Origin of the sequence: Streptomyces sp. PTY087I2 (assembly GCF_001687325.1) — a bacterium.
Classification (GTDB): domain Bacteria; phylum Actinomycetota; class Actinomycetes; order Streptomycetales; family Streptomycetaceae; genus Streptomyces.
Window position 1 is genome coordinate 1 of record NZ_LZRD01000001.1, and the last position, 21,644, is coordinate 21,644.

General features: G+C 74.4%; 22 protein-coding genes. 8 read left to right on the forward strand and 14 right to left on the reverse strand.

The features are described 5' to 3' along the window. The 11 genes from A3Q37_RS00005 to A3Q37_RS00050 form a co-directional block, all read right to left on the reverse strand. Nucleotides 1-1,175 (reverse strand): ABC transporter transmembrane domain-containing protein (locus A3Q37_RS00005; RefSeq protein WP_255311679.1); only part of this gene is annotated, 1,175 nt, incomplete at its 3' end. Further along, the gene (locus A3Q37_RS00010) at nt 1,172-2,911 is read right to left on the reverse strand and encodes an ABC transporter ATP-binding protein/permease (RefSeq protein ID WP_065475548.1); all 1,740 of its coding nucleotides are present in this window, start codon (nt 2,909-2,911) and stop codon (nt 1,172-1,174) included. The genes A3Q37_RS00005 and A3Q37_RS00010, both read right to left, overlap by 4 nt. Next, nucleotides 2,908-4,611 (reverse strand): nitroreductase, encoded by a 1,704-nt coding sequence (locus tag A3Q37_RS00015; protein WP_107471460.1) that lies wholly within the window; start codon nt 4,609-4,611, stop codon nt 2,908-2,910. The genes A3Q37_RS00010 and A3Q37_RS00015 overlap by 4 nt, the downstream gene beginning before the upstream one ends. A gap of 14 nt (nt 4,612-4,625) precedes the next feature. Further along, nucleotides 4,626-5,993, reverse strand: coding sequence for a YcaO-like family protein (locus tag A3Q37_RS00020; protein WP_079137609.1), 1,368 nt, complete (start codon nt 5,991-5,993; stop codon nt 4,626-4,628). Further along, nucleotides 5,990-7,546: a CocE/NonD family hydrolase gene (locus A3Q37_RS00025; RefSeq protein WP_065475553.1), complete on the reverse strand. Its 1,557-nt coding sequence runs from the start codon at nt 7,544-7,546 to the stop codon at nt 5,990-5,992. The genes A3Q37_RS00020 and A3Q37_RS00025 overlap by 4 nt, the downstream gene beginning before the upstream one ends. Further along, the gene (locus A3Q37_RS00030; RefSeq protein ID WP_065475558.1) at nt 7,543-8,487 is read right to left on the reverse strand and encodes a hypothetical protein; all 945 of its coding nucleotides are present in this window, start codon (nt 8,485-8,487) and stop codon (nt 7,543-7,545) included. The genes A3Q37_RS00025 and A3Q37_RS00030 overlap by 4 nt, the downstream gene beginning before the upstream one ends. A gap of 144 nt (nt 8,488-8,631) precedes the next feature. Further along, nucleotides 8,632-8,766 carry a streptamidine family RiPP gene (gene amiA / locus A3Q37_RS37515; RefSeq protein ID WP_255311680.1) on the reverse strand — a complete coding sequence of 45 codons (135 nt, stop codon included), beginning with the start codon at nt 8,764-8,766 and terminating at the stop codon, nt 8,632-8,634. A 68-nt stretch (nt 8,767-8,834) separates the two neighbouring features. Continuing rightward, a complete protein-coding gene (locus A3Q37_RS00035; protein WP_255311681.1) occupies nt 8,835-9,701 on the reverse strand; it encodes an ABC transporter ATP-binding protein in 867 nt (288 codons plus the stop codon). 17 nt (nt 9,702-9,718) lie between these two features. Then, nucleotides 9,719-10,786, reverse strand: a complete 1,068-nt coding sequence (locus A3Q37_RS00040) for an iron ABC transporter permease (protein ID WP_065475562.1) — start codon at nt 10,784-10,786, stop codon at nt 9,719-9,721. Next, nucleotides 10,783-11,844, reverse strand: a complete 1,062-nt coding sequence (locus tag A3Q37_RS00045) for an iron ABC transporter permease (RefSeq protein WP_065475565.1) — start codon at nt 11,842-11,844, stop codon at nt 10,783-10,785. Before A3Q37_RS00045 ends, A3Q37_RS00040 begins: the two co-directional genes overlap by 4 nt. Continuing rightward, nucleotides 11,841-12,824 carry an ABC transporter substrate-binding protein gene (locus A3Q37_RS00050; RefSeq protein WP_065475568.1) on the reverse strand — a complete coding sequence of 328 codons (984 nt, stop codon included), beginning with the start codon at nt 12,822-12,824 and terminating at the stop codon, nt 11,841-11,843. The genes A3Q37_RS00045 and A3Q37_RS00050 overlap by 4 nt, the downstream gene beginning before the upstream one ends. 201 nt (nt 12,825-13,025) lie before the next feature. Between A3Q37_RS00050 and A3Q37_RS00055 the strand changes: the two genes are divergently transcribed. Next, complete coding sequence (locus tag A3Q37_RS00055) at nt 13,026-14,303, forward strand: hypothetical protein (RefSeq protein WP_065475571.1); 1,278 nt, start codon at nt 13,026-13,028, stop codon at nt 14,301-14,303. 110 nt (nt 14,304-14,413) lie between these two features. Here the strand turns inward: A3Q37_RS00055 and rpsN are convergent, their stop codons facing one another. After that, nucleotides 14,414-14,719 (reverse strand): 30S ribosomal protein S14, encoded by a 306-nt coding sequence (gene rpsN / locus A3Q37_RS00060; RefSeq protein WP_065475576.1) that lies wholly within the window; start codon nt 14,717-14,719, stop codon nt 14,414-14,416. After that, nucleotides 14,719-14,955 (reverse strand): 50S ribosomal protein L28, encoded by a 237-nt coding sequence (rpmB, locus tag A3Q37_RS00065; RefSeq protein ID WP_032765457.1) that lies wholly within the window; start codon nt 14,953-14,955, stop codon nt 14,719-14,721. Before rpmB ends, rpsN begins: the two co-directional genes overlap by 1 nt. Nucleotides 14,956-15,025: 70 nt before the next feature. Between rpmB and rpmG the strand changes: the two genes are divergently transcribed. From rpmG to A3Q37_RS00090, 5 genes are all read left to right on the forward strand, one after another. Continuing rightward, complete coding sequence (gene rpmG, locus A3Q37_RS00070; protein ID WP_006129270.1) at nt 15,026-15,190, forward strand: 50S ribosomal protein L33; 165 nt, start codon at nt 15,026-15,028, stop codon at nt 15,188-15,190. Between the two features lie 60 nt (nt 15,191-15,250). After that, a complete protein-coding gene (locus tag A3Q37_RS00075; RefSeq protein WP_030584208.1) occupies nt 15,251-15,505 on the forward strand; it encodes a type B 50S ribosomal protein L31 in 255 nt (84 codons plus the stop codon). Next, nucleotides 15,502-16,656: a GTP-binding protein gene (locus A3Q37_RS00080; protein WP_065475584.1), complete on the forward strand. Its 1,155-nt coding sequence runs from the start codon at nt 15,502-15,504 to the stop codon at nt 16,654-16,656. Before A3Q37_RS00075 ends, A3Q37_RS00080 begins: the two co-directional genes overlap by 4 nt. A gap of 95 nt (nt 16,657-16,751) precedes the next feature. Continuing rightward, nucleotides 16,752-17,000, forward strand: coding sequence for a 30S ribosomal protein S18 (gene rpsR, locus A3Q37_RS00085; protein WP_065475590.1), 249 nt, complete (start codon nt 16,752-16,754; stop codon nt 16,998-17,000). Between the two features lie 82 nt (nt 17,001-17,082). Next, entirely contained in the window at nt 17,083-18,702 is a 1,620-nt protein-coding gene (locus A3Q37_RS00090) for an MFS transporter (protein ID WP_065475596.1), read from the forward strand. A 198-nt stretch (nt 18,703-18,900) separates the two neighbouring features. Here A3Q37_RS00090 and A3Q37_RS00095 read toward each other — a convergent pair whose 3' ends face one another. Further along, on the reverse strand, nt 18,901-19,344 hold the full coding sequence (locus A3Q37_RS00095; protein ID WP_065475599.1) for a subtilase-type protease inhibitor: 444 nt from the start codon (nt 19,342-19,344) through the stop codon (nt 18,901-18,903). 403 nt (nt 19,345-19,747) lie between these two features. Here A3Q37_RS00095 and A3Q37_RS00100 point away from each other — a divergent pair, with 403 nt between their 5' ends. Both A3Q37_RS00100 and A3Q37_RS00105 read left to right on the forward strand, forming a co-directional pair. Beyond that, nucleotides 19,748-20,659 carry an ABC transporter ATP-binding protein gene (locus tag A3Q37_RS00100; protein ID WP_176711310.1) on the forward strand — a complete coding sequence of 304 codons (912 nt, stop codon included), beginning with the start codon at nt 19,748-19,750 and terminating at the stop codon, nt 20,657-20,659. A gap of 8 nt (nt 20,660-20,667) precedes the next feature. Beyond that, nucleotides 20,668-21,642 carry an iron-siderophore ABC transporter substrate-binding protein gene (locus A3Q37_RS00105; RefSeq protein ID WP_065475605.1) on the forward strand — a complete coding sequence of 325 codons (975 nt, stop codon included), beginning with the start codon at nt 20,668-20,670 and terminating at the stop codon, nt 21,640-21,642. Nucleotides 21,643-21,644 lie beyond the last annotated feature (2 nt).

Here is a 21,644-nt window from a genome sequence, read left to right on the forward strand (position 1 = left end):
CAGGCCCCGTCGAGGCGTCCGGCGGACGCGGCGTGGGCGGCGGCGGCCACGACCCCGATGACGGCGGCGACGACCAGGAGGTCGCGGGCCGCGCCCGCCCCGGTCTCCCAGGACTGTTCGGCGCGCTGGGCGCGGGCGAGCCGCCGCCCGGCGGACCGGAGCCGGGCCCGCCTGCGGTTCAGCGACCCCGTCATCAGGAGCTCGCGCAGCCCGTCGACGCTCTCCACGGTCTCCGACGACAGCTCGGCGAGCGCGCTGCGGGTGCGGTGCCCGCGTTCGGCGCGGCCGCGCGCTTCGACCAGCGGCGACCAGATCAGGAGCAGCGCGGCGGGTACGACGGCGAGCAGCAGCCAGGGTCCGAGAGCCGCGAGAACGGCCGCCGATACCGCGAAGACCAGTCCGGAGGCGAGGAGTTGGGCGATGGCGTGGGCGTAGAAGAACTCCAGCGCCTCGACGTCCCCGAGCGCGGTGGCCGCGAGGTCGCCGCTGCGTCGGCCCGCGATCCGGGCGGGGGCGCTGCGGGCCAGCCCGTCGAAGACCCGGACCCGCAGTTCGGCCAGGACCCGGTAGGCGAGGTCGTGCGAGAGGTCCATCTCACGCCAGGTGGCGAGGCCCCGGAGCAGGACGAGCCCGATCAGGACGGCGACGGTGCCGGGGGCGGGCGCGCGGTGCTCGGTGACGGCTGTGCCCACGGTGTACGCGGCGAGGGTGACGAGGGCGACCAGGGCGGCCTGGTCGACGAGGGCGGCGAGGCAGGTGCGCAGCACGGTGGCCCGGTGCGCGCCGAGGACCGGGAGGAGCGAGCGGAGGGCGCGGGTGGGGGCCTCGTCGGTGGGGGCGGGGTGAGGGCTGGGAGGGGAGGGCCGGGCGCTGTCGGGCTCGGCGCCATCGCGCCGTGCGCTGTCGGCCGGGGGCGAGGCCGAGTCCAGGGCCTGGGCCCGGCGCGGGGTCGGGGTGGGGGTCGGGATCGTGGCGTGGTCCGGGGTCGTGGCCTGGTCTGGGGCCTGGTCTGGGGCCGGGGTCGAGGTCGGGGTCGTGGCCTGGTCCGGGGCCTGGTCTGGGGCCGGGGTCGGGGGCGGGGTCGTGGCCTGGTCCGGGGCCGAGGCCGAGGCCGAGGGCAAGGCCTGGTCCGGGGCCGAGGTCGGGGTCGGGGCCGGGGCCGGGGTCGGGGTCATGCCGCGGGCTCCTTCTGTGTGGTGCGGCCGGCCGCGACGAGCGAGGCGTACACGCCGCCGCCCGCGAGCAGGGTGGTGTGGTCGCCCGTCGCGGCGACACGGCCCGCGTCCAGGACGACGATGTGGTCGGCGTGGCGAACGGCGTCGAGCCGGTGGGCGACGACGACGCAGGTGCGGCCGCGGCCGGCCGCCGCCAGTTCCCGGACGATCCGGGCCTGGCCGCGTTCGTCGACCGCGCTGGTCGCCTCGTCCAGGATCAGGATCGGGGCGTCGGCCAGCAACGCCCGTGCCAGGGCGAGCCGTTGGCGCTGTCCGCCGGAGAGCGTCGCGCCGCGTTCGCCGACGAGGGTGGCGTAACCGTCCGGCAGCCGGGCGATCTCCTCGTCGATCCCGGCGGTGCGGGCGGCGGCGCGCAGTTGTCCGTCCGTGGCACCCGGGCGGGCGATGCGCAGATTCTCCGCGATCGTGGCGTGGAAGAGGTACGTCTCCTGAGAGACCACGGCGATCCCCCGGCGCAGCGAGGCGAGGGTGTACGCGGCGGTGTCCGTCCCGGATACGGTGACGCGGCCCCCGTCCGGGTCCCGTTGCCGCAGCAGAAGGCTCAGCACGGTCGACTTCCCCGCGCCGGACGGGCCGACGACGGCGGTGGTGCGCCCGGCGGCGGCGGTGAAGGACACACCGTCGAGGGCGGGCCGAGTACTCCCCGGGTGGGTGAAGTGCACGTCCTCGAAACGGATTTCGGGCGCGCCTTCCCAGGCGGCGGTCACGGTGCCCCGGTCCGGGACGGCGGCCTCGGCGGTGCGCAGGGCGGCGATTCCGTCGGCCGCCGACACCCCGAGGTAGCCCGCGTGCCACTCGCGGGAGAGGTCGCGGACGGGGCGGAAGCATTCGGAGGCGAGGAGGAGCAGGAGGTAGGTGCCGGTGGCCGCGGTGCGGCCGGTGGCGGCGGAGGAGCACGCCACGAGGACGGCGGCGACCGTGCCGCCCTGGACGGCCAGGTCGGTGAGGCCGGTGTCGACGAGCGAGACCCGGAGTTTGGCGACGGTGCTCCGGTGCAGGGCGGCCGACCGCCGCTCCAGCCGTTCCCGTACGCGGCCCACGGCACCGGCGTTGCGCAGCGTCGGCATCCCCTGGAGAGCCTCCAGGTAGTCGGCGGCGAGGGCTTCGTAGGTGTCCCAGTGCTCCTTGCCGCGCCGCGCGAGCAGCCGGTCCCACCAGCGCGGCCCGAAGAGGGCGAGCAGCAGGGCGGGCCCGAGGGCGAGGGCCGCGTACGGCTCGACGAGTGCGACGGCGACGAGCAGCAGGGGCGGTACGGCGGCGGTGATGAGGAGTTGGGGCAGATAGCGCGAGATGTACGCGTCGACGCCCTCGACCCCGTCCACCAGCGTGGCCCGTACGGCTCCGGCCCGCGCGCCGGTGATCGCGGTGGGGCCGAGCGCGCCGAGCCGTTCCAGCAGGGTGTCGCGCAGCCTGACCCGTACGGTGGCGCCGGCCGTGACGGCGATCAGGCGCTGGGCGCGGCCGAGGGCGGCGCGGACCAGGACGACGGCGATCACGGCCGTGAGCAGCGGGGCGAGGGCGCCCGTCTCCCCCTGGGCGATCCGGGAGAGCACGAGGGCGAGAAGGACGGCCTGGGCGAGGTGGGTGGCGGTGACCGCCGCGAGCAGCGCGGTGGCGAGGCCGAGCGGGCGCCGCGCGGTGCGCGCGGCGCGCAGGAGTTCGGGGTGGAGCATCATGGGCGTTCTTCCTCGCCGGGCGGGGCCGCAGGGGCGGCGGATGCCGTGGGTGGGGTGACGGGCGTGGGGGCTGAAGCGGCTGGGGGCGTCGCCGGGGCGGCCGTTGGCGTCAGGCGTGAGGTGGCAGGTGTGGGGGCTGACGTGGCTGCGGTCTTGGCTGGGGCGGCCGTTGGCGTCGGGAGTGCGCCCAGGGCCAGGCCATGCACGATCCACTCGCGTCCGGGGGTGTCGCCGAGCGCCGCGCCCAGGTCGGCCTGTTGCCAGGAACCGATGGGGCGGGAGCGCAGGCCCAGTGCGGTGGCGAGCGCCTGGGCCACGCCGGCCGCGTATCCGGCGACGAGGTGGCTGCTGCGGACGGTGGCCCGCGCGGCGCCCTCGGGACAGCCGTGGGCGAGGAGCACCGCACCTGCGGCGCCGATCCACTGCTGGCCCGCGGCCCAGTGGGCGAGGGTGGTGCGCGCGTCGCCCTCGGCGCGGACGTCGAGGCCCCGCTTGCCGGGACCCGCTGCGTACAGGGCCGGGTCGGCACCGCCCACAGCCACGGTCCAGGCGGGCCCGTCCGGCCGTACGCCCTGGGCGGTGGCCAGGATCCGGGCGAGCAGGTCCTTGCCGGGCGGGTGGTTCAAGTCCTCGGGCGGGGCACTCCGGCGCGATTCCAGAGCCTCGTCGGTCACCTGTCCGGGGCACGGGGCCGGGTGCCAGGTGCCGTCGGGACGCCCGGGCGCTCCGGCGAGGTCGTGCAACAGGTGGCGTGCGACGGCGAGTTCGCGGGGCGGGGTGGTGTCGGCCCCCGGTTGCGGCGTCGGGGCCGAGGCCAAGGGTAGGGGCAGGGCGGCCCAGGCGCTCAGCGGAGGCGCGGCGTCGACGGGCCGCCCCGGGGGCGTCAACCGTACGGCCGCGAGCGGGAGTTCCGGCTCGGTGCCGGGCCAGGCGTCCTGCCAGTCCGGGGCGTCGGGCAGCCCGGCTGCGGTGGAGAGGAAGGAGCCGTCCGCGTCGAGAGAGACCAGCACGTCGGCGGTCGTGGCCCCCGCCAGCGCGAGGGCGGCGGCGGCATGACCCGTGTCGAGGAGCAGCAGCGGCCAGGCCCGGTGCCCGTAGTGGGCGACGGTGCGGGACGCGGCCACGGCGAGGACGACGAGGGCGCCCGGGGGTACGCCGTCGGGGGCCGGGCCACGAGGGTGGGCGCGGTGGGTGCGCGGATCGTAGGCGTACCGCCCGGGTGGCATCGAGCACCCCTGCCCGATCAGCAGGTGGGCACGCACCGGGTGCAGGGCTCCCGCCGAGGGAACGGGCCGCAGCCGGCCGCCCGGCGTGCCGGCGGGCGCGGCGAGGGAGAGTCGCAGCACGCGGTCCAGGTCGATCGCGGGTCCGGGCCGGCTGATGCTCGTAGTCGCGGGGTCGGGCGCGGGGTCGGTCCCGCGCTTGGGGTCGGGCCCGGCCTCGAACTCGAGCTCGCTGACGGCACCGACCACGGCCCGGGACCTCACCCCGCCCTCGGCCCCGGTCCCGCTCCCGCTCCCGCTCAACGGCAGCGCGGGGCCACTCCACGGGAACGGGCGCTCCGGAACGTACGGGGAAAGCTCCGGAACACGCGGCGACCGGGCGTCCGCGAGTGCCGTGCGCAGGAGGTCCGGGGCGGCGGGCGAGACCGCGCCCGCCCCGTCGGTGGGCGCGGCGGCTCGGGCCGGCGTTTCGGGCATGGTGGCGCGCTCCCTCACATGTGCGGCGGCGGGGCGAGGGTGAAGTCCTCAGCAGCCGTCGGTGGTTGGGTGCGCCAGCCCCGGCCGAGCGCCGCCTCCGCGAAGCGCGGGCAGCCGAAGTAGCCGAAGGCGGCAGGGGCGTTGGGAATCAGCCCGGAGACCAGGACCCGGGCGACGCGCAGTTCGGTCTCCGCGACGTCCTCCGTCGTGAGATCCGCGGTGATCACCCGGTGGCCCCCGGCGGCGAGCGCCGCGTCGAGCGCGGCGCGGCTGCCCGGGGTGATCGCCGTGACCGGGACGACGCCCAGGGCCGGTTCGGTGAAGCGGCGGGCGAGCGGGGCCAACCGGTCGTCCAGCCAGACCTGGACATGGGCGCCGAGGTCCCGGACGGCGGCGAACTCGGGCCCGCAGTCGTCGAGATAGCGCCGGTCGGCCCGGTGGTCGAGGTAGAGGCCGCGGGCGAGCATCCCGGCCTCGACCGCCCGGTACACCCATCCGTCGGCATCCACCGTGCCCTGGGTGAACACCCACGTGTGCACAGCCTCCAGGACGGCCTTGCGAGCCGCTTCCGCCGGGTCGTACCGGCAGGCGAACCCCGCCGCGTACATTCCGCGCCCGGGATCGTGCACGAGGGCGGCGACGCAGGGGGCGAACTCGGAGGGCATCTCCACGATGTGCACGTCCAGCCCGCAGCCGGCCAGGTCCTCGGTGAGCCCGGGAACGCTCGCCGGGTCGATGCCGCGGGTGGGTCCGTCCAGGTGCCACCACACCTCCAGCGCGTCGCGCTCGACGACTTCGAGGAGCCCGCGCTCGACGGCGTCGTCGAGGCCCTGCCCGGTGGCGATGCCCGCGTAGTTGAGGTGGTGGGTACGGGGCAGCGAACGCAGCTCCCCCTGACGCCAGTTGAGATGGGTCAGCGCGACCGGGGCCCAGCAGGGTTCCCCGTTCTCCACGGCCCGGGTCCACAGTGCCGGCGTGTCGGGGGTGAGTTCGGCGTACGGGAAGCCTCGGCGGCCGTACTGCCACGGGGCGTACGTCGGCAGCGCGCCGGGTCCGTAGATCCGGCCGCCCTCGGCGGTCAGCTCGGCCGCGGTGGCCCGCCGGGGCTCCTGGGGGTGGCCGGGCGGTGGAAGGCGGTTGCCGCAGTAGCGCTCGACGGCCTCGGCCACCGCGGCGATCCAGGCACCCCGGGGGTCGCCGAACGTCGTACCGAGCGAGACCCGGTCGGCGGGCCAGGCGCCGAGGCGGCGGGCGTCGGCGACGTCGGCGGTCATCGCGGTGTAGCGCGGCGGCGCACCTGCGGGGTGCTCGACAGGGGCGACGGCGCGGACGATCCCGCTGACGGGGTCGACGAGGGCTTCGAGGGGCAGGGCGCTGGTCAACGGCATATCTCCGGTACGGGCTCGACGTAGCGGCGTCGGGCGACGACGGGCAGGTGGAGGGCGCTGCCCCGGGGGTTCACGGTGCGGCGGGACGGGACGAGCCGGGTGGCCGTGACCGGGTCGTCGCCGGTGTGCGGGTTACGGGCGTGGGCGGGAAAGTGGTGTCCGGCGATCTCGGCCCGCAACCGGGTTCCGGCGGGCAGCCTGCGGCCCAGGGTGCCGAGCGGCACGGTGATGTCCGCGGCTTCGCCGGGCGGGCCGGTGCGCCGGACGATGCCGAAGGCGAGCGGATCGGCCCGGCCGGACGGGTCGAGCGCGGTCAGGCGTACGGCCCAGTCGGCCGATGGCGTGTCGGCCGTGGCCGCGATCCGGGCGACGGCCGCCCCTGCCAGGTCGAGCGGGCGGGGCAGCGGCGGCGAGAGCAGCAGACAGCGGTCGGCTCGGTCGCCGTCGACCGGGACGGCGAGGTCGTCGGAGCGCACGGGGCGCTCCGGGTCGGCGCTGAACTCGGCTCCGTGGAGCAGCCGTAGACCGGTGGACGAGCCGAAGGACCAGCGGCGCTCCGCCTCGGGGGGAGTCACCTCACGGCGGGTGCTGTGCCAACGGCCGCTGTCGCCGAGGGCGATGGCCCCGCACCGTGTCGGCTCCAGGCGCCCGGCGAGCGCGGCCCGGGCCCACCGTACGTACAGCGCACCGAGGTTGACGCGTGCGCGGGCCGGCACGGACCGGTCGGCGGTGAGGCGGTGCCCCCAGGGTCCGAGCAGCAGACGCGCCGGTCCGCCCCAGCCGCGCCAGAGGGCCACGGTGTCCTCGGCGAAGGGGTCGCGGGTGCCGCCGACGGCGAGCAGCGGAAGGCGGGCGGCGGAGCCGCGCGCGACGAGCCGTCCTCGTTCCCGGTCGGCCCAGAGCCTTGGCCAGGACGGCAGTTCACGCCCGAGGCCCGTGGCCAGCCGCTCCGCCAGGCGGGCGACCGGGAGGTGTTCGAGCAGCCGGGGGTCGTCGGCCAGGGCGCGATCCAGCGCGTCGGGGTCGGAGTCACGACGGTCGCCGTGGGCCGCCCACCAGCCGGCCCGGGCCCACAACCGCTCCGGCCCGCCGGGCTCACGCGCGGTCTCGGGGAGCCCGAGCGCGGGCACGGCAGCGATGACGGCGTCGGGGATTCCGTCGCGGCGCACACCGCCAAGGGCTGTGCCGGGGGCGTCGAGTGCCGTGACGAGGGCGCAGTACGCGGCGTAGGAGGCTCCGACGGCGACGACCTCCCCGTTGCTCCACGCCTGCGCGCGCACCCAGGCGACCGCGGCCGCGCCGTCCTCTCTCTCATGGTCCCGGTACGGGTGCCACTCCCCCGGTGAGCCGTGGCGGCCGCGTACGTCCTGGGCGAGGGCGGCGAATCCGTGCGCCGCCCAGCCGCACAGCTCGGCACGGTGGGCGTCGCGCCCGTACGGGGTGCGGATCAGGACGGCGGGGCGGGGCCGGTTCCCGTCCGGGAGACATACGTCGGTGGCGAGCGGGGTGCCGTCGGCAGCGGGGACGGACACGGTACGGGTGTTCACGGGCGAGCCCCGGCGGCACGGCCCCCGGCAGTGCCGGCCCCGGCGGCGCGCGCCCCCACCGGGGTCGGCGCGGGCAGCGGGGCGACATCCGGGACGGGGAGCACGGGGTGCTCGGTGAAGGTGAGATCGCGCAGGTCGATCCGGCGCAGCCGACGGCGGGCCGGAAGGCGGGCCGAGCTGCCCGCGCCTGCGCCTTCGGCCTCGGCCCCGCCTGCCACTCCGGCCCAGGCGATCAGATCAGCCGTGAGCAGCGCTGCGATCAGCGCAGCGGACGCTTCGGTGGGATGGGGTCCGGTATCGGCAGTCCGGTGACCCGCCCAGTACGCGGCGAGTTCACGATGGGCGGGGGTCGCCGCGAGTCTGCGGAGTCGGACATGCCGGGAGGAGACGTCGCCCGGGGCCGCGGCCAGGGGCTCGGTCCAGCTGTGGGAGCCCTCGCGGTGGCAGCGCAGCCAGGCGATACAGCGGCCCGGCAGCCGGTCCGCCGTGTCCCAGAGCCCTTCGGGCACGGGCGAGTCCAGGCACCACACCACGGCGACACGCCCTTCGGTGCGGTGGTCCGGGGCTGCCCGGACGAGCTCCGCCACATGGTCCGGGGTGATCCGGAGGACCTCGGCCCCTTCCGCCTCGGCGCAGCGCGCCAGAGGGCCGGTGAGCACGGGGTCGCCGAGGACATGGACGGTGCGGCCGACGAGCGGGGCCCGGGGCGGGGCGGACACCGTGTGTCCACCGGCCTCGAACGCCTCGACCAGCCGCGCGAGTTCGGCGGTCTGCGGACCCTCGTCCGGCGTCTCCTCGCCCGCCAGCCGGCGCACCAGGGATTCCCCGGGGACGCCGCCGGTGTCGATGCGCAGGAACTCCCCTCCGGAGGTCCGGAGCACGGGGGTGGCGCCGGGAACGGTGACGATCCCGGTGCCGGGAGCGAGTCGACTGCGGGTCACGGAATCCTCCGAATCGGAAGGCGGAAGGGGAGAGACAGGGACGGGATGTCCGGGGCTGAACGGGGCGGGCCCGCCCGGGTTGTTCCACCGGGCGGGCCCGCCCCCGCGCCACGCGGGAGACCTGCCTTCAGCGGCAGGAGTCGCTTACTTCTCGGCCGCGGTGTCGGCCTCGGCGGCGTCGTCGAAGGGGTTCTCGACGAGCGCGTTCGAGTGGGTGGCGGAGAGGTGGGCGAGCTGGCCCTGGTCGGCGATCGGGCTGAACACCTTGTTCTGCTCCATGAGTTGAAGACTCCATTCGGATCGGTTGGGTGTAGGTCGCGGCGTCGGTCCGTGCCGCAGCACAGACACTAATGAATATGATTTTCATTCCGCAATAGCTGGAGCGGATCGAGAGGGTGATCTGGGTAACAGACGGGCCAGCCACCCTCCTCGTCGATCCCCACCCGGCCTTCCACGCCGAGGACTTCGGCCAGCAGACGCCGGGTGACCACCTCGGCCGGGGGCCCGTCGGCGGCGATGCGGCCCTCCCGGAGCGCAACGATCCGGTCGGCGAACCGGGCGGCGTGGTTGAGGTCGTGCAGCACCATCACCACCGTCAGCCGGCGCTCCGCGCGCAGCCGTACGACCGTCTGGAGCACCTCCAGCTGGTGCCGCAGATCGAGATAGGTCGTCGGCTCGTCGAGGAACAGCACACGGGCGTCCTGGGCCAGCGCCATGGCCAGCCGGACCCGTTGGCGTTCACCTCCGGACAGAGCGTCCACGGGCCGGTCGGCCCAATCCGTGACGCCGACGTCCGCGAGCGCCCGGGACGTCACCTCGTCGTCGCCCTCCCGCAGCATCCCGAGCGGCCCCCGGGCGGCGTAACGCCCCTGCCGTACGAGTTGACGTACAGTCAGCCCCGGTACGGACGGCGCCGATTGGTGGAGCAGCGCCACACGCCGGGCGGCGGTGCGGCGCGGCAGCCTCGCCACGTCGTCGCCGTCGAGCAGGACGCGTCCGCCGCTCGGGGTGAGCAGTCCGGCGGCGAGCTTGAGGAAGGTGCTCTTGCCGCAGCCGTTCAGCCCGATCAGGGCGACCAGTTCACCGGCCCGGATGCTCAGGTCCACCCCGCGCAGCACCGGGCGTCCGGGGTAGCCGAAGGCCAGCCCCTCCGCCCGGACGACGTCCGGGACTTTCGGTACCGCGCCGTTCATCGCGCTCTCCGTCGTGCTCATATCCACTGCTCTCTCCCTCATCTCTCGTCCACCCGTCGCCGCGCCACGACCATCAGCAGCCCCGCCCCCACGCAGGTGGTCAGGGCGCCGACCGGGAGGGTCAGCCGGTCCGCGTCGAGCGCGGTGGCCAGCAGCCGGGACAGCAGTTGGGCCGCCGCGTCCGCCCCGCACACCACCGCCGCGCCGAACAGCGCGGCGCCCGGCAGCGTGACGCGCAGATCGGCGCCGAAGACGGCCAGCGCCAGATGGGGCACCAGCAGCCCGACGAACCCGAGGGCGCCCACCGCCGACACCGCGCCGGCCGTCAGCGCCACCGCGCACACGAGCGCCGCGCCCCGGCCCCGGCCGGTGGCCAGACCCGCGGCGGCGGCCTGTTCGTCGCCGCAGCGCAGCAGGGTCAGCGGCCCGGCGAGCAGCCAGGCCGCCGCGCCCCAGAAGGCGGCCCACGGCCAGAGCAGATTCCAGTGCTGCCAGACCCGGCCCTCGGTGGAGCCGATCAACCACTGGACGACGCTGCCGAGTTCACCGGGGGCCACCAGGAGGACGACCGCGGTGAGTCCGGCGAGCACCGCCGATACGAGGACCCCGTAGACGGCAGTCTGCTCCGGGTCGCCCCGGTCCCGCCCGGCGAGCAGCCACAGCAGTCCCGCCCCGGCGAACCCGCCGACGCAGGCCGCCACGACCACGGCCGTGGGGGATTCCCAGCCCGCGAGGCCGAGGCCGGTCGCGGTCACCGCGCCGAGCACCGCGCCGGGTGTGACGCCGGTGACCTCGGGTCCGGCCAGCGGGTTGCGCAGGGCGGACTGGAGCACGAGCCCGGCCACTCCGAGGCAGGCCCCGGCGACCAGGGCCACGAGCACGCGGGGCAACCGGAGTTGGAGCACGATGTGCTCGGCGGTGGGGTCGTCGCCGGCCCCGAGCAGCACGGCCCGTACGCCTTCGGGGGTGACGCCCCGGCCGGCGAACAGTCCGGCGCAGGCGACCACGGCGCCGAGCAGCGCCAAACCGCCCATCCGCACACCCGGTGCGCGCAGGGCCCGGCGGGCGCGGCGTGCCGTTCCGGGCGCGGTATCGATGGAGGTCATCGTTCCGCCTTCCGCAGTACGGGAACGGGGGCGTCCGGCGGAGTCGCCTGCGCGGGCAGGGGCACGGGGCGACGCGCTCGGGCGGGCCGCCTCCCCCGTCTCAGCAGCACGACCCCGACGGGCACGCCGACCAGGGCGGTCCAGGCGCCGACGGGCGTCTCGATCGGGGCGAGCGCGAGCCGGGCCGGCTGGTCGGCGCAGAGCACGACGACCGCACCGCACACGGCGGACCGGACGAGCCACCCGGCCGCGCCGCCGTCCGGGCGGAGGCGGCGGGCGAGGTGCGGGGCGAGGAAGCCGACCCAGGCCACCGGTCCGCAGACCGCGACGACAGGGGCGATGAGGACGACGGCGATGCCCAGGGCGGCCACCCGCGCCCGCTCCACCCGTACGCCCAGCGCGCGGGCGTCGTCGTCGCCGAGCCGCAGCACACCGAGGACCGGCACGCACAGCACCAGCGCCGGGACGGCCACGGCGAGCCAGGGCAGCAGACCGGTGACGTCGTCCCAGGTGCGGGCGGACAGACTGCCCAGCAGATAACGGTAGATGAGCTGGAGGTCGAGCTGGTCGGCCATGACCATGAGCACCAGCAGCGCCGCCTGGAGCGCGGCGGCGACGGCGGCCCCGGTCAGCAGAACGGCCGACGGGCTCCGCCCGAATCCGGCGGCGATCAGGGTGAGCAGACCGCCGAGCGCCGCCCCGGCCAGGGCGAGGAACGGCTGGAGTCCGAGCGGGATCGCCAGGGACAGGACCAGCGGTGCGGCAACGCCGAGGGCGGCTCCGGAGGAGACCCCCAGCATCTCGGGCACGGCCAGCGGGTTGCGCAGGGCCTCCTGGAGGACGAGACCCGCGGCGCCCAGGCAGGCCCCCGCGACCAGCGCCAGCACCATGCGGGGCAGCCGCAGTTCGGTGACGACGAGCCCCGCGAGCCCGTCGGCCCCCAGCGTGGCCGGGAGCCGGGCGGGCGGGACGTACGGCGTGCCGAGGCTGAGCGCGCAGACCGCGCTCGCCAGGGCCGCCGCGCCCAGGCAGAGCAGCGCCACGGGCGGACGCCTCACCGCAGTGCGGCCGTCGCCTCGTCGAGGACGACGCCCAGCGACCGGGTGCCGCGCCCCTTGGCCCACACCTCGGAGTCGACCTCGAAGACCTTGCCGTTCTTCACGGCCGGGATACGGGACCAGAGCGGGTTCTTCGCCAGCTTCTCGGAGAGCTTCCCGTCGGGCGCGCCGAAGGACAGGGTCTCCACGAACAGGACGTCGACGTCCCGGGCGAGGATCTCCTCCAGGCTGTAACTGCCGTCGACGCCTCGGCTCTTCCAGGGGTAGTGGGAGATCTTCGGGAACAGTCCGGCCGCCACGTCGGTCTCCGGGGTGGCCACGCCGAAGTTCTCGTCGCTGCCGAAGATGATCAGCGCGGTCCTGTCGCTCTTCTGCTTCTCCGCCGCTGCCAGGCGGGTGCGGAAGGTCTTCTCCGCCTTCTCCCCCTGTGCGGTGCGGCCGGTGAGCGCGGCGAGGTCGCGCAGGTAGCCGACACTGTCCTGCCAGGATCCGGGCTGGACCGGCCAGAACGTCGTGGCGCCCTTGAGCGCGGGGGCCAGCTTGCCGTGCGTGTCCTCCAGGCCGATGACCAGGTCGGGCTTGTGGGCGAGGATCGCCTCGACCTCGGGGCTGAGGAAGCCGCCGGGCACGACCGGCACCTTCGCCGCCTTCTCCTTGCCCAGGAACTCCGGGTGCGCCAGTACCTGGGAGTTGGTGGCGGTGGGGGTCATGCCCAGCTCGACGAGGATGTCGTCGCAGAGGGCGACCAGGCAGACGATCTTCTCCGGCGGCTTCGGCAGGGAGACCGTGACGCCCTTGGCGTCGGTGATCCGGGTGGCGGCCTCGATGGGCCGCACCTCCGTACTCGTACGGGCCTGGGCACCGGCCGCCGCGGCCGGTGGCTTGCCGGAGTCGGCGTCCCCGGTGCCGCAGCCGGCCAGCAGGCCTCCCAGTACGGCGATCGCGGCCCAGCGGCGGACTCTCAGCGCGGTTCGTGGCATCGACGGTTCCTCAACGTTCCTGTGCGGTCCCGGGGATGCGGCAGAGCTGGCGGCGGAGCCCCGGGAGCGATCCCCGCCACAAGCCGAAACCTTACACATGATTATCATTTCCAATAAAGTGAGCGGGGCTTCCGCCGGGATCCGGCACGCCCCATCGCTCCCGCCCACCCTCACCGGCCCCGCCGACCCCAGGAGTTCGTCATGTCGCACGCCTCGCCCCCCGATCCCCACGCGCCGCCGCGCCTGCTGGTCTCCGACCAGGTCGCGGGGCGGGTCAGCCTGCTGGACCTCCCGGACGGCACGGAGCGGGCGGAGCTGAACCACCGGCACCTCGCCGAGCACGCGGGCTTTCTCGCGCTGCCGGACGGGCTCGTCGCCTGTGTGGACGACCGGGCGGGCGAGCTGCTCGTCCTCGATCCGTACGGGCCGGGCGCCGGGCGGCCGCTGGTCCGGCGGCGGATACCGGTCGCGGTCCCCGCCGAGCATCTGGCGGCGGACCCGGACGGGCGGCGCCTCGCGGTGACCACCGGCCTCGGCCGCAACGAGGAGGCGTGGACCGGACTGCTGACGGCCGTCGACCTCGACGCCCCGGACGGCGCCGTCGCCGTACGCGTACGGGGGCGGACCGGCGAACCGGGGGTCACGGTCCTCGGCGGGGCGTCCCCGCTCGTGGTGGTGCGCCACCGGGAGCCGGGCGAGCTGCTGGTCCACCGGCACGACGAGCTGATGCGGTCGGCCCCATCCTGCCCGCCGGCGGTCCCGGTGCGGCGGATCGCCCTGCCGGACGACGACGGGCACGGGGACGCCCACGACCCGCTCACCGGGCGGCTGTTCGCCGCAGCGGGCTCGGGCGTGCATCGCGCACGGCGGGAGGGGGACGACCTGATTCCCGAGGCGCCCCTGCCCTGGTCCGCCGACGGGCGTTCCGGCGGGCGCGGCTACTACTTGCGGCTCGATCCCGTACGGCGGATGCTCTGGTCGTGCGTGCGCGGTGGTCCGGGCGACCCCGGGCAGTGGCCGGACTGGTCCAACGACGTCTGGTGGCATCACCTGGACACCGGCGGGACGGGGCGGCTCGATCTGGGGCCCGGGCTGGTCTTCCGGCTCGCGGTGACCGCCCGGCACATCGCGTTCACCCGCGTCCATCCGGACGGCGACGAGCTGATCCTGCTCACCGCTCCCCCGGCCGCCGGGGCCCGCCCGGAGATCGGCGCGCGGCTGCCCCTGCCCGCCATGTCCGGTGCGCCCCGGCGCGGCGGGACCCCCTGGGACGGCGTACAGCGGCGGGCCGTCGCCGCCTCTCCCGGCGGGGGCCTGGTCGCGGTCAGCCGGGGCGGCCACGGCGAGGTCCACGTCTTCGACGCGGACAAGACGGCCCTGCTGTCGACCCTGACCGTCCCGACGCCCCTGGACGACGGGGGGCATCTCGCCCTCGTGACGCCCGGGGACGGGGCTCACGCCGATCCGGTCGGCCGCTGAGACCGGCACGTCACGGGGGGCGTGGCAAGATCCGCCGCGCCGCTGAACCGGCGCCACGGGTGGTGGCGCGACGAGCCCTCGCCGCGCCACCTGCTCCGTTCAGCCCCGTGTCACCAGGAGGACTTGGTCACTCCGGGCAGGAATCCCGCGTGGGCCTGCTCACGCATCCGGACCCGGGAGAGGCCGAACGTGCGCAGATACCCCCTCGGCCTGCCGTCGACGCTGTCCCGGTTACGGACCCGGGTGGCACTGGCGTCACGCGGCTGACGCCGCAGCTCCTCCACGGCGGCGAGACGCTCAGGCTCCGGGGTGCCCGGCCGGCGGATGATCTCCTTCAGCTCGGCCCTGCGGGCCGCGTAACGCTCGACGGTCGCCCGGCGGCTGTCGTTCCGCGCGATCTTGCTCTTCTTCGCCATCAGACCTTCTCCCCTCGCGCGCGGATGCGCGCCACCGCGGCTTCGATGCCGATGCTGTCGACGGTCCTGATCGCCCGGGCGCTCAGCGTGAGGCGCACATAGCGCCCCTCACCGGGCAGCCAGTACCGCTTGCGCTGGACATTCGGGTCGAACCGGCGGGACGTCCGGTGGTGCGAGTGGGAGATCTTGTTGCCGAATCCCGGCTTCGAGCCGGTCAGTTGGCAGTGGGCGGACATGAAAGTTACCTGCCTCTCCTTCGACGCATCCATTATTGAAAATGGAAACCATTGCCATATAGTAGCGCCCATGGCTCGCAACGAAGTACGCCCGGTCATCAAGCTCCGCTCCACCGCGGGGACCGGCTACACCTACGTCACCCGTAAGAACCGGCGGAACGACCCCGACCGGATGGTGCTGCGCAAGTACGACCCGGTGGCCCGCCGCCATGTCGACTTCCGCGAGGACCGCTGAGTCCCGCCCGGCACACCGCACATCCCGCACACCCCTGAAGCCCCACCCGAGGACACCGTCATGAAGCCCGGAATCCACCCCGCCTACGGCCCCGTCGTCTTCCGCGACAAGGCCGCCGACTTCGCGTTCCTGACCCGCTCGACCATGACCAGCGACCGCACCGTCACCTGGGAGGACGGCAACACCTACCCGGTGGTCGACGTGGAGATCTCCTCCGCGAGCCACCCCTTCTACACCGGCACCGCCCGCGTGCTGGACACCGCCGGACGCGTCGAGCGCTTCGAGCGCCGCTACGGACGCGGTGAGGCCCGGTGAGCGGGGGCACCACGAAACTGCCCGTCGTCATCGTCTGCGGCCTGCACTCCGAGGCGCGCGGCGAGGTCGTGGAGGGGCTGCTGCGGCACGTACCGCAGAGCGTCGCGCTGCACCACGACCTGTCGACGGCCACCGGCGGGACGGTCCGCCGCTCCCTGCGGGACGCCGGTGGCGAGCTGGCCTCCGGCGAAGCGCCCCTGGTGAACGACTGCGCCTGCTGCGCGCTGCGTGAGGACCTCGTCCCGGAGCTCGAACGGCTCGCGGGGGACGGGGTGACCCGGCTCGCCGTCCTGGAGCTCTGGGACTCCGTCGAGCCGAAGTCCATGGCCGAGGTGATCGCCGCGCACACCGACGCCGCCGAGGTCACGAATGTGTTCACGGCGATCGACCCGACGCTCGTCCTGCCCTGCCTCTCCAACGGCGACGATCTGGCCGAGGCCGGTCTCGCGGCGGCGCCGGCCGACCGGCGGACCATCGGCGACACCTGGGCCCGGCAGGTGGAGTACGCCCCCGTCCTGGCCGTGGCGCCGAACCCCGCGGCCGACGACGAGGACCGCGCCCTGATCCGGCAGTTGAACCCGACGGCACGTCAGGCAGCGGCTGGATCGGTGGAGTTGGCCCGGCTGGCGTTCGCCGGGTTCGACGTGGAGGCGGCGGCAGCGGGCCAGCATCCGGCCTGCGCGCTGCTGCCGCAGGAGGCGGAGGAGGCCGGGGTGGGCACGCTCGTCTGGCGGCGGCACCGGCCCTTCCACCCCGAGCGCCTGCTCGACGCGCTGGAGGACCTGAGCTGCGCGGCGGCCCGCAGCCGGGGCCGGTTCTGGCTCGCGGACCGGCCCGACACCCTGCTCTCCTGGGACGCGGCGGGCGGCGCGCTCTGTGTGGAGAACACCGGGCCCTGGCTCGCCTCGCTCCCGGACGCGGCCTGGTCCATGGTGCCGCCCTACCGGCAGGCGGCCGCCGCGCTGGACTGGCACCCCGAGCACGGCGACTGCTGCCAGCACCTGGTCTTCGTCTCCCCCGGCCTCGACCGCGAGGGGCTGACCGGTCTGCTGGACTCCTGCCTCCTCACGGACGAGGAGTACGGGTCGGGCCGGGAGGCGTGGAAGAGCCTGCCCGCCGCGTTCGACGCGCTCCTCGACCCGGTGCACTGAGACCGGCCGGCCCACCCCCGTACCCCCTCAACTCCGCAGCCCCTGACCCGTATCCACCGACCGCACATCCAGCCCACCGAGCACGAGGAAGCCTCATGGCACGTCAGCACGACCCCCGCAAGCCGCTCAAGAGCCGGCCGAACCCCCTGGACGCCGCAGGGATCACGTACATCGACTACAAGGACACCGATCTGCTGCGGCGGTTCATCTCCGACCGGGGGAAGATCCGCAGCCGACGCGTCACCCGGATCAGCGCCCAGCAGCAGCGCCAGATGGCCGCGGCCATCAAGAACGCCCGCGAGATGGCCCTGCTGCCCTACTCCGGAGCCGCGCCGGGCAAGTAGCGCGCGACGCCCCCGGCCTGCGGCGGGGGCCGCGTCCGCGGCTCGGGATGCAGCACGACGGCAGTCCGAGCACCATGGACGCATGGGCAGAGACATCCCGGAGAAGGGCGCCCCCGGTCCGAGGTCAGCGGATCCGGGAACAGCGGACCGACGGGGCGGCCCGCCGAACCAGGGCCTCGCTCTCGCCGCGATGCTGTTCGCGGTGTCGATGACGTTCATCGACCAGACGATCGTCGCGATCGCCGCGCCGGACATCATCGACGAACTCGGGCTCACCTCCTCGCAGATGCAGTGGGTCGTCAACGCCTATCTGCTCACGCTGGCCGCCTTCTTCGCCCTGGGCGGGCGGTTGTCCGACATCTTCGGGCACCGCCGCGTGATGCTGATCGGCACGCTCGTCTTCGTCATCGCCTCCGCCCTGTGCGGCGCGGTGCCGTCCGGCGATGTCGCGCAGGCCTGGCTGATCGGGTTCCGGGCCGTCCAGGGCATCGGCGCGGCCCTGATGTTCCCCGCCGCGCTCGCCGTCGTCATCGCCGTGTTCCCGGTGGAGCGGCGCGGGCGGGCGCTGGCGCTCTTCTTCGGTATCTCCGGGGCGCTCACCGCGGTCGGGCCGCTGCTCGGCGGCTGGCTCACCGCGTGGACCTGGCGGGCGATCTTCTGGGTCAACGTCCCCGTAGCCGTCGTCGCGATCGTCCTGGCGCTGCTGGCCCGCATCCCGGACCGGGCCCGCCGTGAGCCGCTGGACCTGCCCGGGGCGGCGCTGGTGGCCGTCGGTATGGGACTGACGGTGCTGGGGCTGCAACAGTCGTCCACCTGGGGCTGGGACTCCGTCGCCACCTGGGCCTGTATCGCGGGCGGTCTGGTGGTGCTGGCGGTCTTCTGCCGGTTCGAGCTGCGCACCCGCTACCCGCTGATCAAACTGCGGGTCTTCCGCGATCCGGCGTTCAGCGTCGACAACGCCGTGCTGTTCTTCGCCATGCTGGCGTTCGTCCCGGTGTTCTTCTTCGCCTCCGTGTACGCGCAGGTCTCGCTGAGCGCGTCGCCGAACCAGGCCGCGCTGTATCTCCTGTACTTCTTCATCGGCTTCGGGCTGGCCTCCCAGTGGGGCGGCCGGATCCTCGACAAGCGCGGCGCCCGCCCCGCGATGAAGCTCGGCACGGCGCTCGGCGCGGTCGGGTTCGCCCTGTGGGCGGGGCAGTTGACGACGCTCTCGATGCACGACCAGTGGCTGTACGCGGCCATGGCGGGCGCGGGTATCGGGCTGCTGCTGGCGCCGGCCTCGACGGACGCGGTGAACCGGGCGATCGACGCCAGTTACGGCGAGGTCACCGGCATCACCCAGACCGTGCGGAACTTCGCGGCCAGCACCGGACTGGCCGTCTACGGCACCCTGTTGACCCGTACGACGATCACCAAGGTGGAGGAGACCCTGCGGGACAAGGGCGTACCGAGCGGTGAGTCGCACGAGATCGCCGAGTCCGTCGCGCAGTCGGTGACCGGTCACGCGGACTCCCGGGGGCCGTCCGGTTCGGGGCCGGTGGCGGAGACCGTACGGGATTCGATGGCGGCGATCCGGATGGACTTCGCCGAGGCGAACCAGTGGGTGTTCTACGGGATGGCCATCGCCCTGGGGATCGCGTTCCTGGTCTCGCTGCGCCATCCGGGAACCCGGGTGACGAAGGAGGAGCCTTCGGGACAGTGAGCGGGCCGAGGGGTTCGTGCCCAACCGACCGGGGCGGATCGCTGCCGGCCGCGGCGGAGACGGCTGGGGCGACCGCGGGCTCCCGGTCGTCGTGGACGGGGGCGTGTGCGGGGCACGCCGGGCGGGGCGGGTGGCCGGACGCGGTCGGGCGGGACGGTGTGGTGCTCCGTCGGCCCGGCGTCGGCACGCCCCGGTGGATCAGAAGGCGAAGACGGCGTTGTCGTTCATGCTGCCCGCCATCTCGCAGGCGTTGCCGTACGTGGTGCTGAACCGGACCGGCTTGCCCTGCCAGACACCGTGGGCGGTCACCACGACCGGGTCCCACTGGCGGGTACAGGTCCGGTTCGACGGGCCGGCGGCGAGTTCGGCGAACTGGCCCTGTACCGCGGCCAGTTCCTTGCAGGCCGTGGTGGGGTCGGGGTGGGTTCCCTCGGCGCTGGGGGCGCAGGAGAGCGTCACGGCCCGCTCGACCGTGGCGGTCATCGGGTCCTCGCCGCGGGCGACGGTGAGGACGAGCGCCGAGGGCGCGTAGAGGCTCTCCGCCTTCGCCGGTGCGGCCTGCGCGGTGGCGGTCGCGAAACCACCGAGCAGCAGGGCGCTCGCCGTGATGGTTGCGAAGATGGCGTGAGGGTTGCGTCGCATTGGTGAAAACTCCTTGCTCGGGTGCCTGATTGCGGTCAGGAGTCTTACGCATGCGGAAAGTAGGCGCACATCGACGGCCAGCTTCCAGCCGCAGACGAATGTTCGAACCGACCGAATGGTCATTCGGGCAGCTCAGAGGCCCCGCGCGAAGCGTCCAACATATGGACAGACTTCGGCGGTTCAATCCGAAACAACCGTCTGACCTGCGGATACGCCACAGCGACTTGATGCGCCAATTCGCCGCTTCGGCCGGAAAGTACCGCCACCCGAGGCCTCGAACGGCCTCTGCACACCCGGACACCCCTCCGGACGACCCGTCAGCGAGCTGCCCGGGGTCACGCGGAGGACACGATTCCGAATCCCTCTTGACCAGGAGAATTTAGGTTAGGCTAACCTCACGCTCGTGATCGCTCCTGCCCTCGACCGAGAAGACCCACCGCCGCACCGGGCCTCCGCGCCCGCTGCCGGTGCCACCGCGCCGCCCGCCGACGACGCGGGCCTCGACGCCCGCGACATGACGATCGCGTACGACGGCACCGACGTCGTGCACGGCGCCGACCTCCGGCTGCCGCGCGGCCGTGTCACCGCGCTCATCGGGCCGAACGGCAGTGGGAAGTCCACCCTGTTGCGGGCCGTGGCCCGGCTGCACAAGGCCCGTACCGGCAGCGTGACCGTGGCGGCCGGGGCGGAGGGCGGCGTCCCCGTCGACGCCCTCGCCCTGTCGCGCTCCGACTTCGCCCGCCGCGTCACCCTGCTCGCGCAGAGCCGCAACGCACCGGCCGGGCTCAGCGTGCGCGACGTGGTCGGATTCGGCCGGCACCCCTACCGGGGCCGGATCCGGGGAACCGACCCGGACGGCGCCCGGATGGTCGAGCACGCGCTGACCGTCACGAACCTCACCGAATTCGCCGACCGCGGGGTGGAGAGCCTGTCCGGCGGGCAGTTGCAGCGCGTCTGGTTCGCCTGCTGCCTGGCCCAGGACACCGACGTACTCCTGCTCGACGAGCCGACCACCTATCTCGACCTGCGCTACCAGGTGGAGATCCTCGACCTCGTCCGCGATCTCGCCGACACCCACGGCGTCACCGTCGGGGTCGTGCTCCACGACCTGGACCAGGCCGCCGCCGTGGCCGACCAGGTCGTCCTTCTCTCGTCCGGGCGGATCGTCGCCGCGGGAACGCCCGCCGAGGTGTACGCCCCCGAGCGGCTCACCGACGCCTACGGCATCCGCATCGACGTCGAACTCGACTCCCCCACCGGCATCCCGCGCACCCGCGCGGTCGGCCGCCACCACCTTCGTACCGAAAGGCCCTGAACACCCTCATGAAGAACCAGCACCTGACGTGGCCCGTCCTCGCCGCCGCGGCCGCGCTCGCCCTCACGGCGTGCGGCACCAGCGAGGCGCCGAAGAAGGAGTCCGCCGGGGACAGCGCGGTGACGGTCACCGACTCCCGCGGCAAGAAGATCACGCTCGACGGGCCGGCCAAGCGTGTCGTCGGCACCGAGTGGAACGTCATCGAGACCCTGGTGACCCTCGGCGTGCAGCCGGTCGGCGTCGCCGACGTCAAGGGCTACACCGCCTACGACACGGCCGCCCCGCTCACCAAGGGCGTCAAGGACATAGGCACCCGGGGCGAGCCCAGCGTCGCCACCGTGGCCGGCCTGAAGCCCGACCTCATCGTCGCCACCACCGACCTGTCCGACTCCGCCATCGCGCAGCTGTCGAAGGCCGCCCCGGTCGCCGTGGTCCGCTCGGCCGACGCGAGCCGGCAGATCGACCAGATGATCGACAACGTCAACCTCATCGCCAAGGCCACCGGCACCGAGGACAAGGCCGAGTCGGAGATCGACTCTTTCCGCAAGGCGATCGCGGACGGCAAGAAGAAGCTGGCGGACGCCGGGCTCGGCGGCGAGAAGGTCGCCTTCGCCGACGGCTGGCAGGAGGGCAACCAGGTCTCGGTGCGCCCGTACGTCAAGGGCTCGCTGCTCTCCGACGTGAACACGGAACTCGGTCTCGTCGACCCGTGGAAGCTGAAGGGCGACAAGGCCTACGGCCTGGCCGCGACCGACGTCGAGGGCCTGACGAAGATCGGCGACGCGCGGTTCGCCTACATCGCCAACGACTCCGACGGCGGCGACCCGTTCGCCGGCGGCCTCAAGGACAACGCGGTGTGGAAGTCCCTCCCGTTCGTGAAGAACGACGAGGTCCACCGGCTGCCCGACGGCATCTGGATGTTCGGCGGCACCGCGTCGATGCGCGAGTACATCGACGCCCTCGTCGGCGCGCTGACCGCCTGACG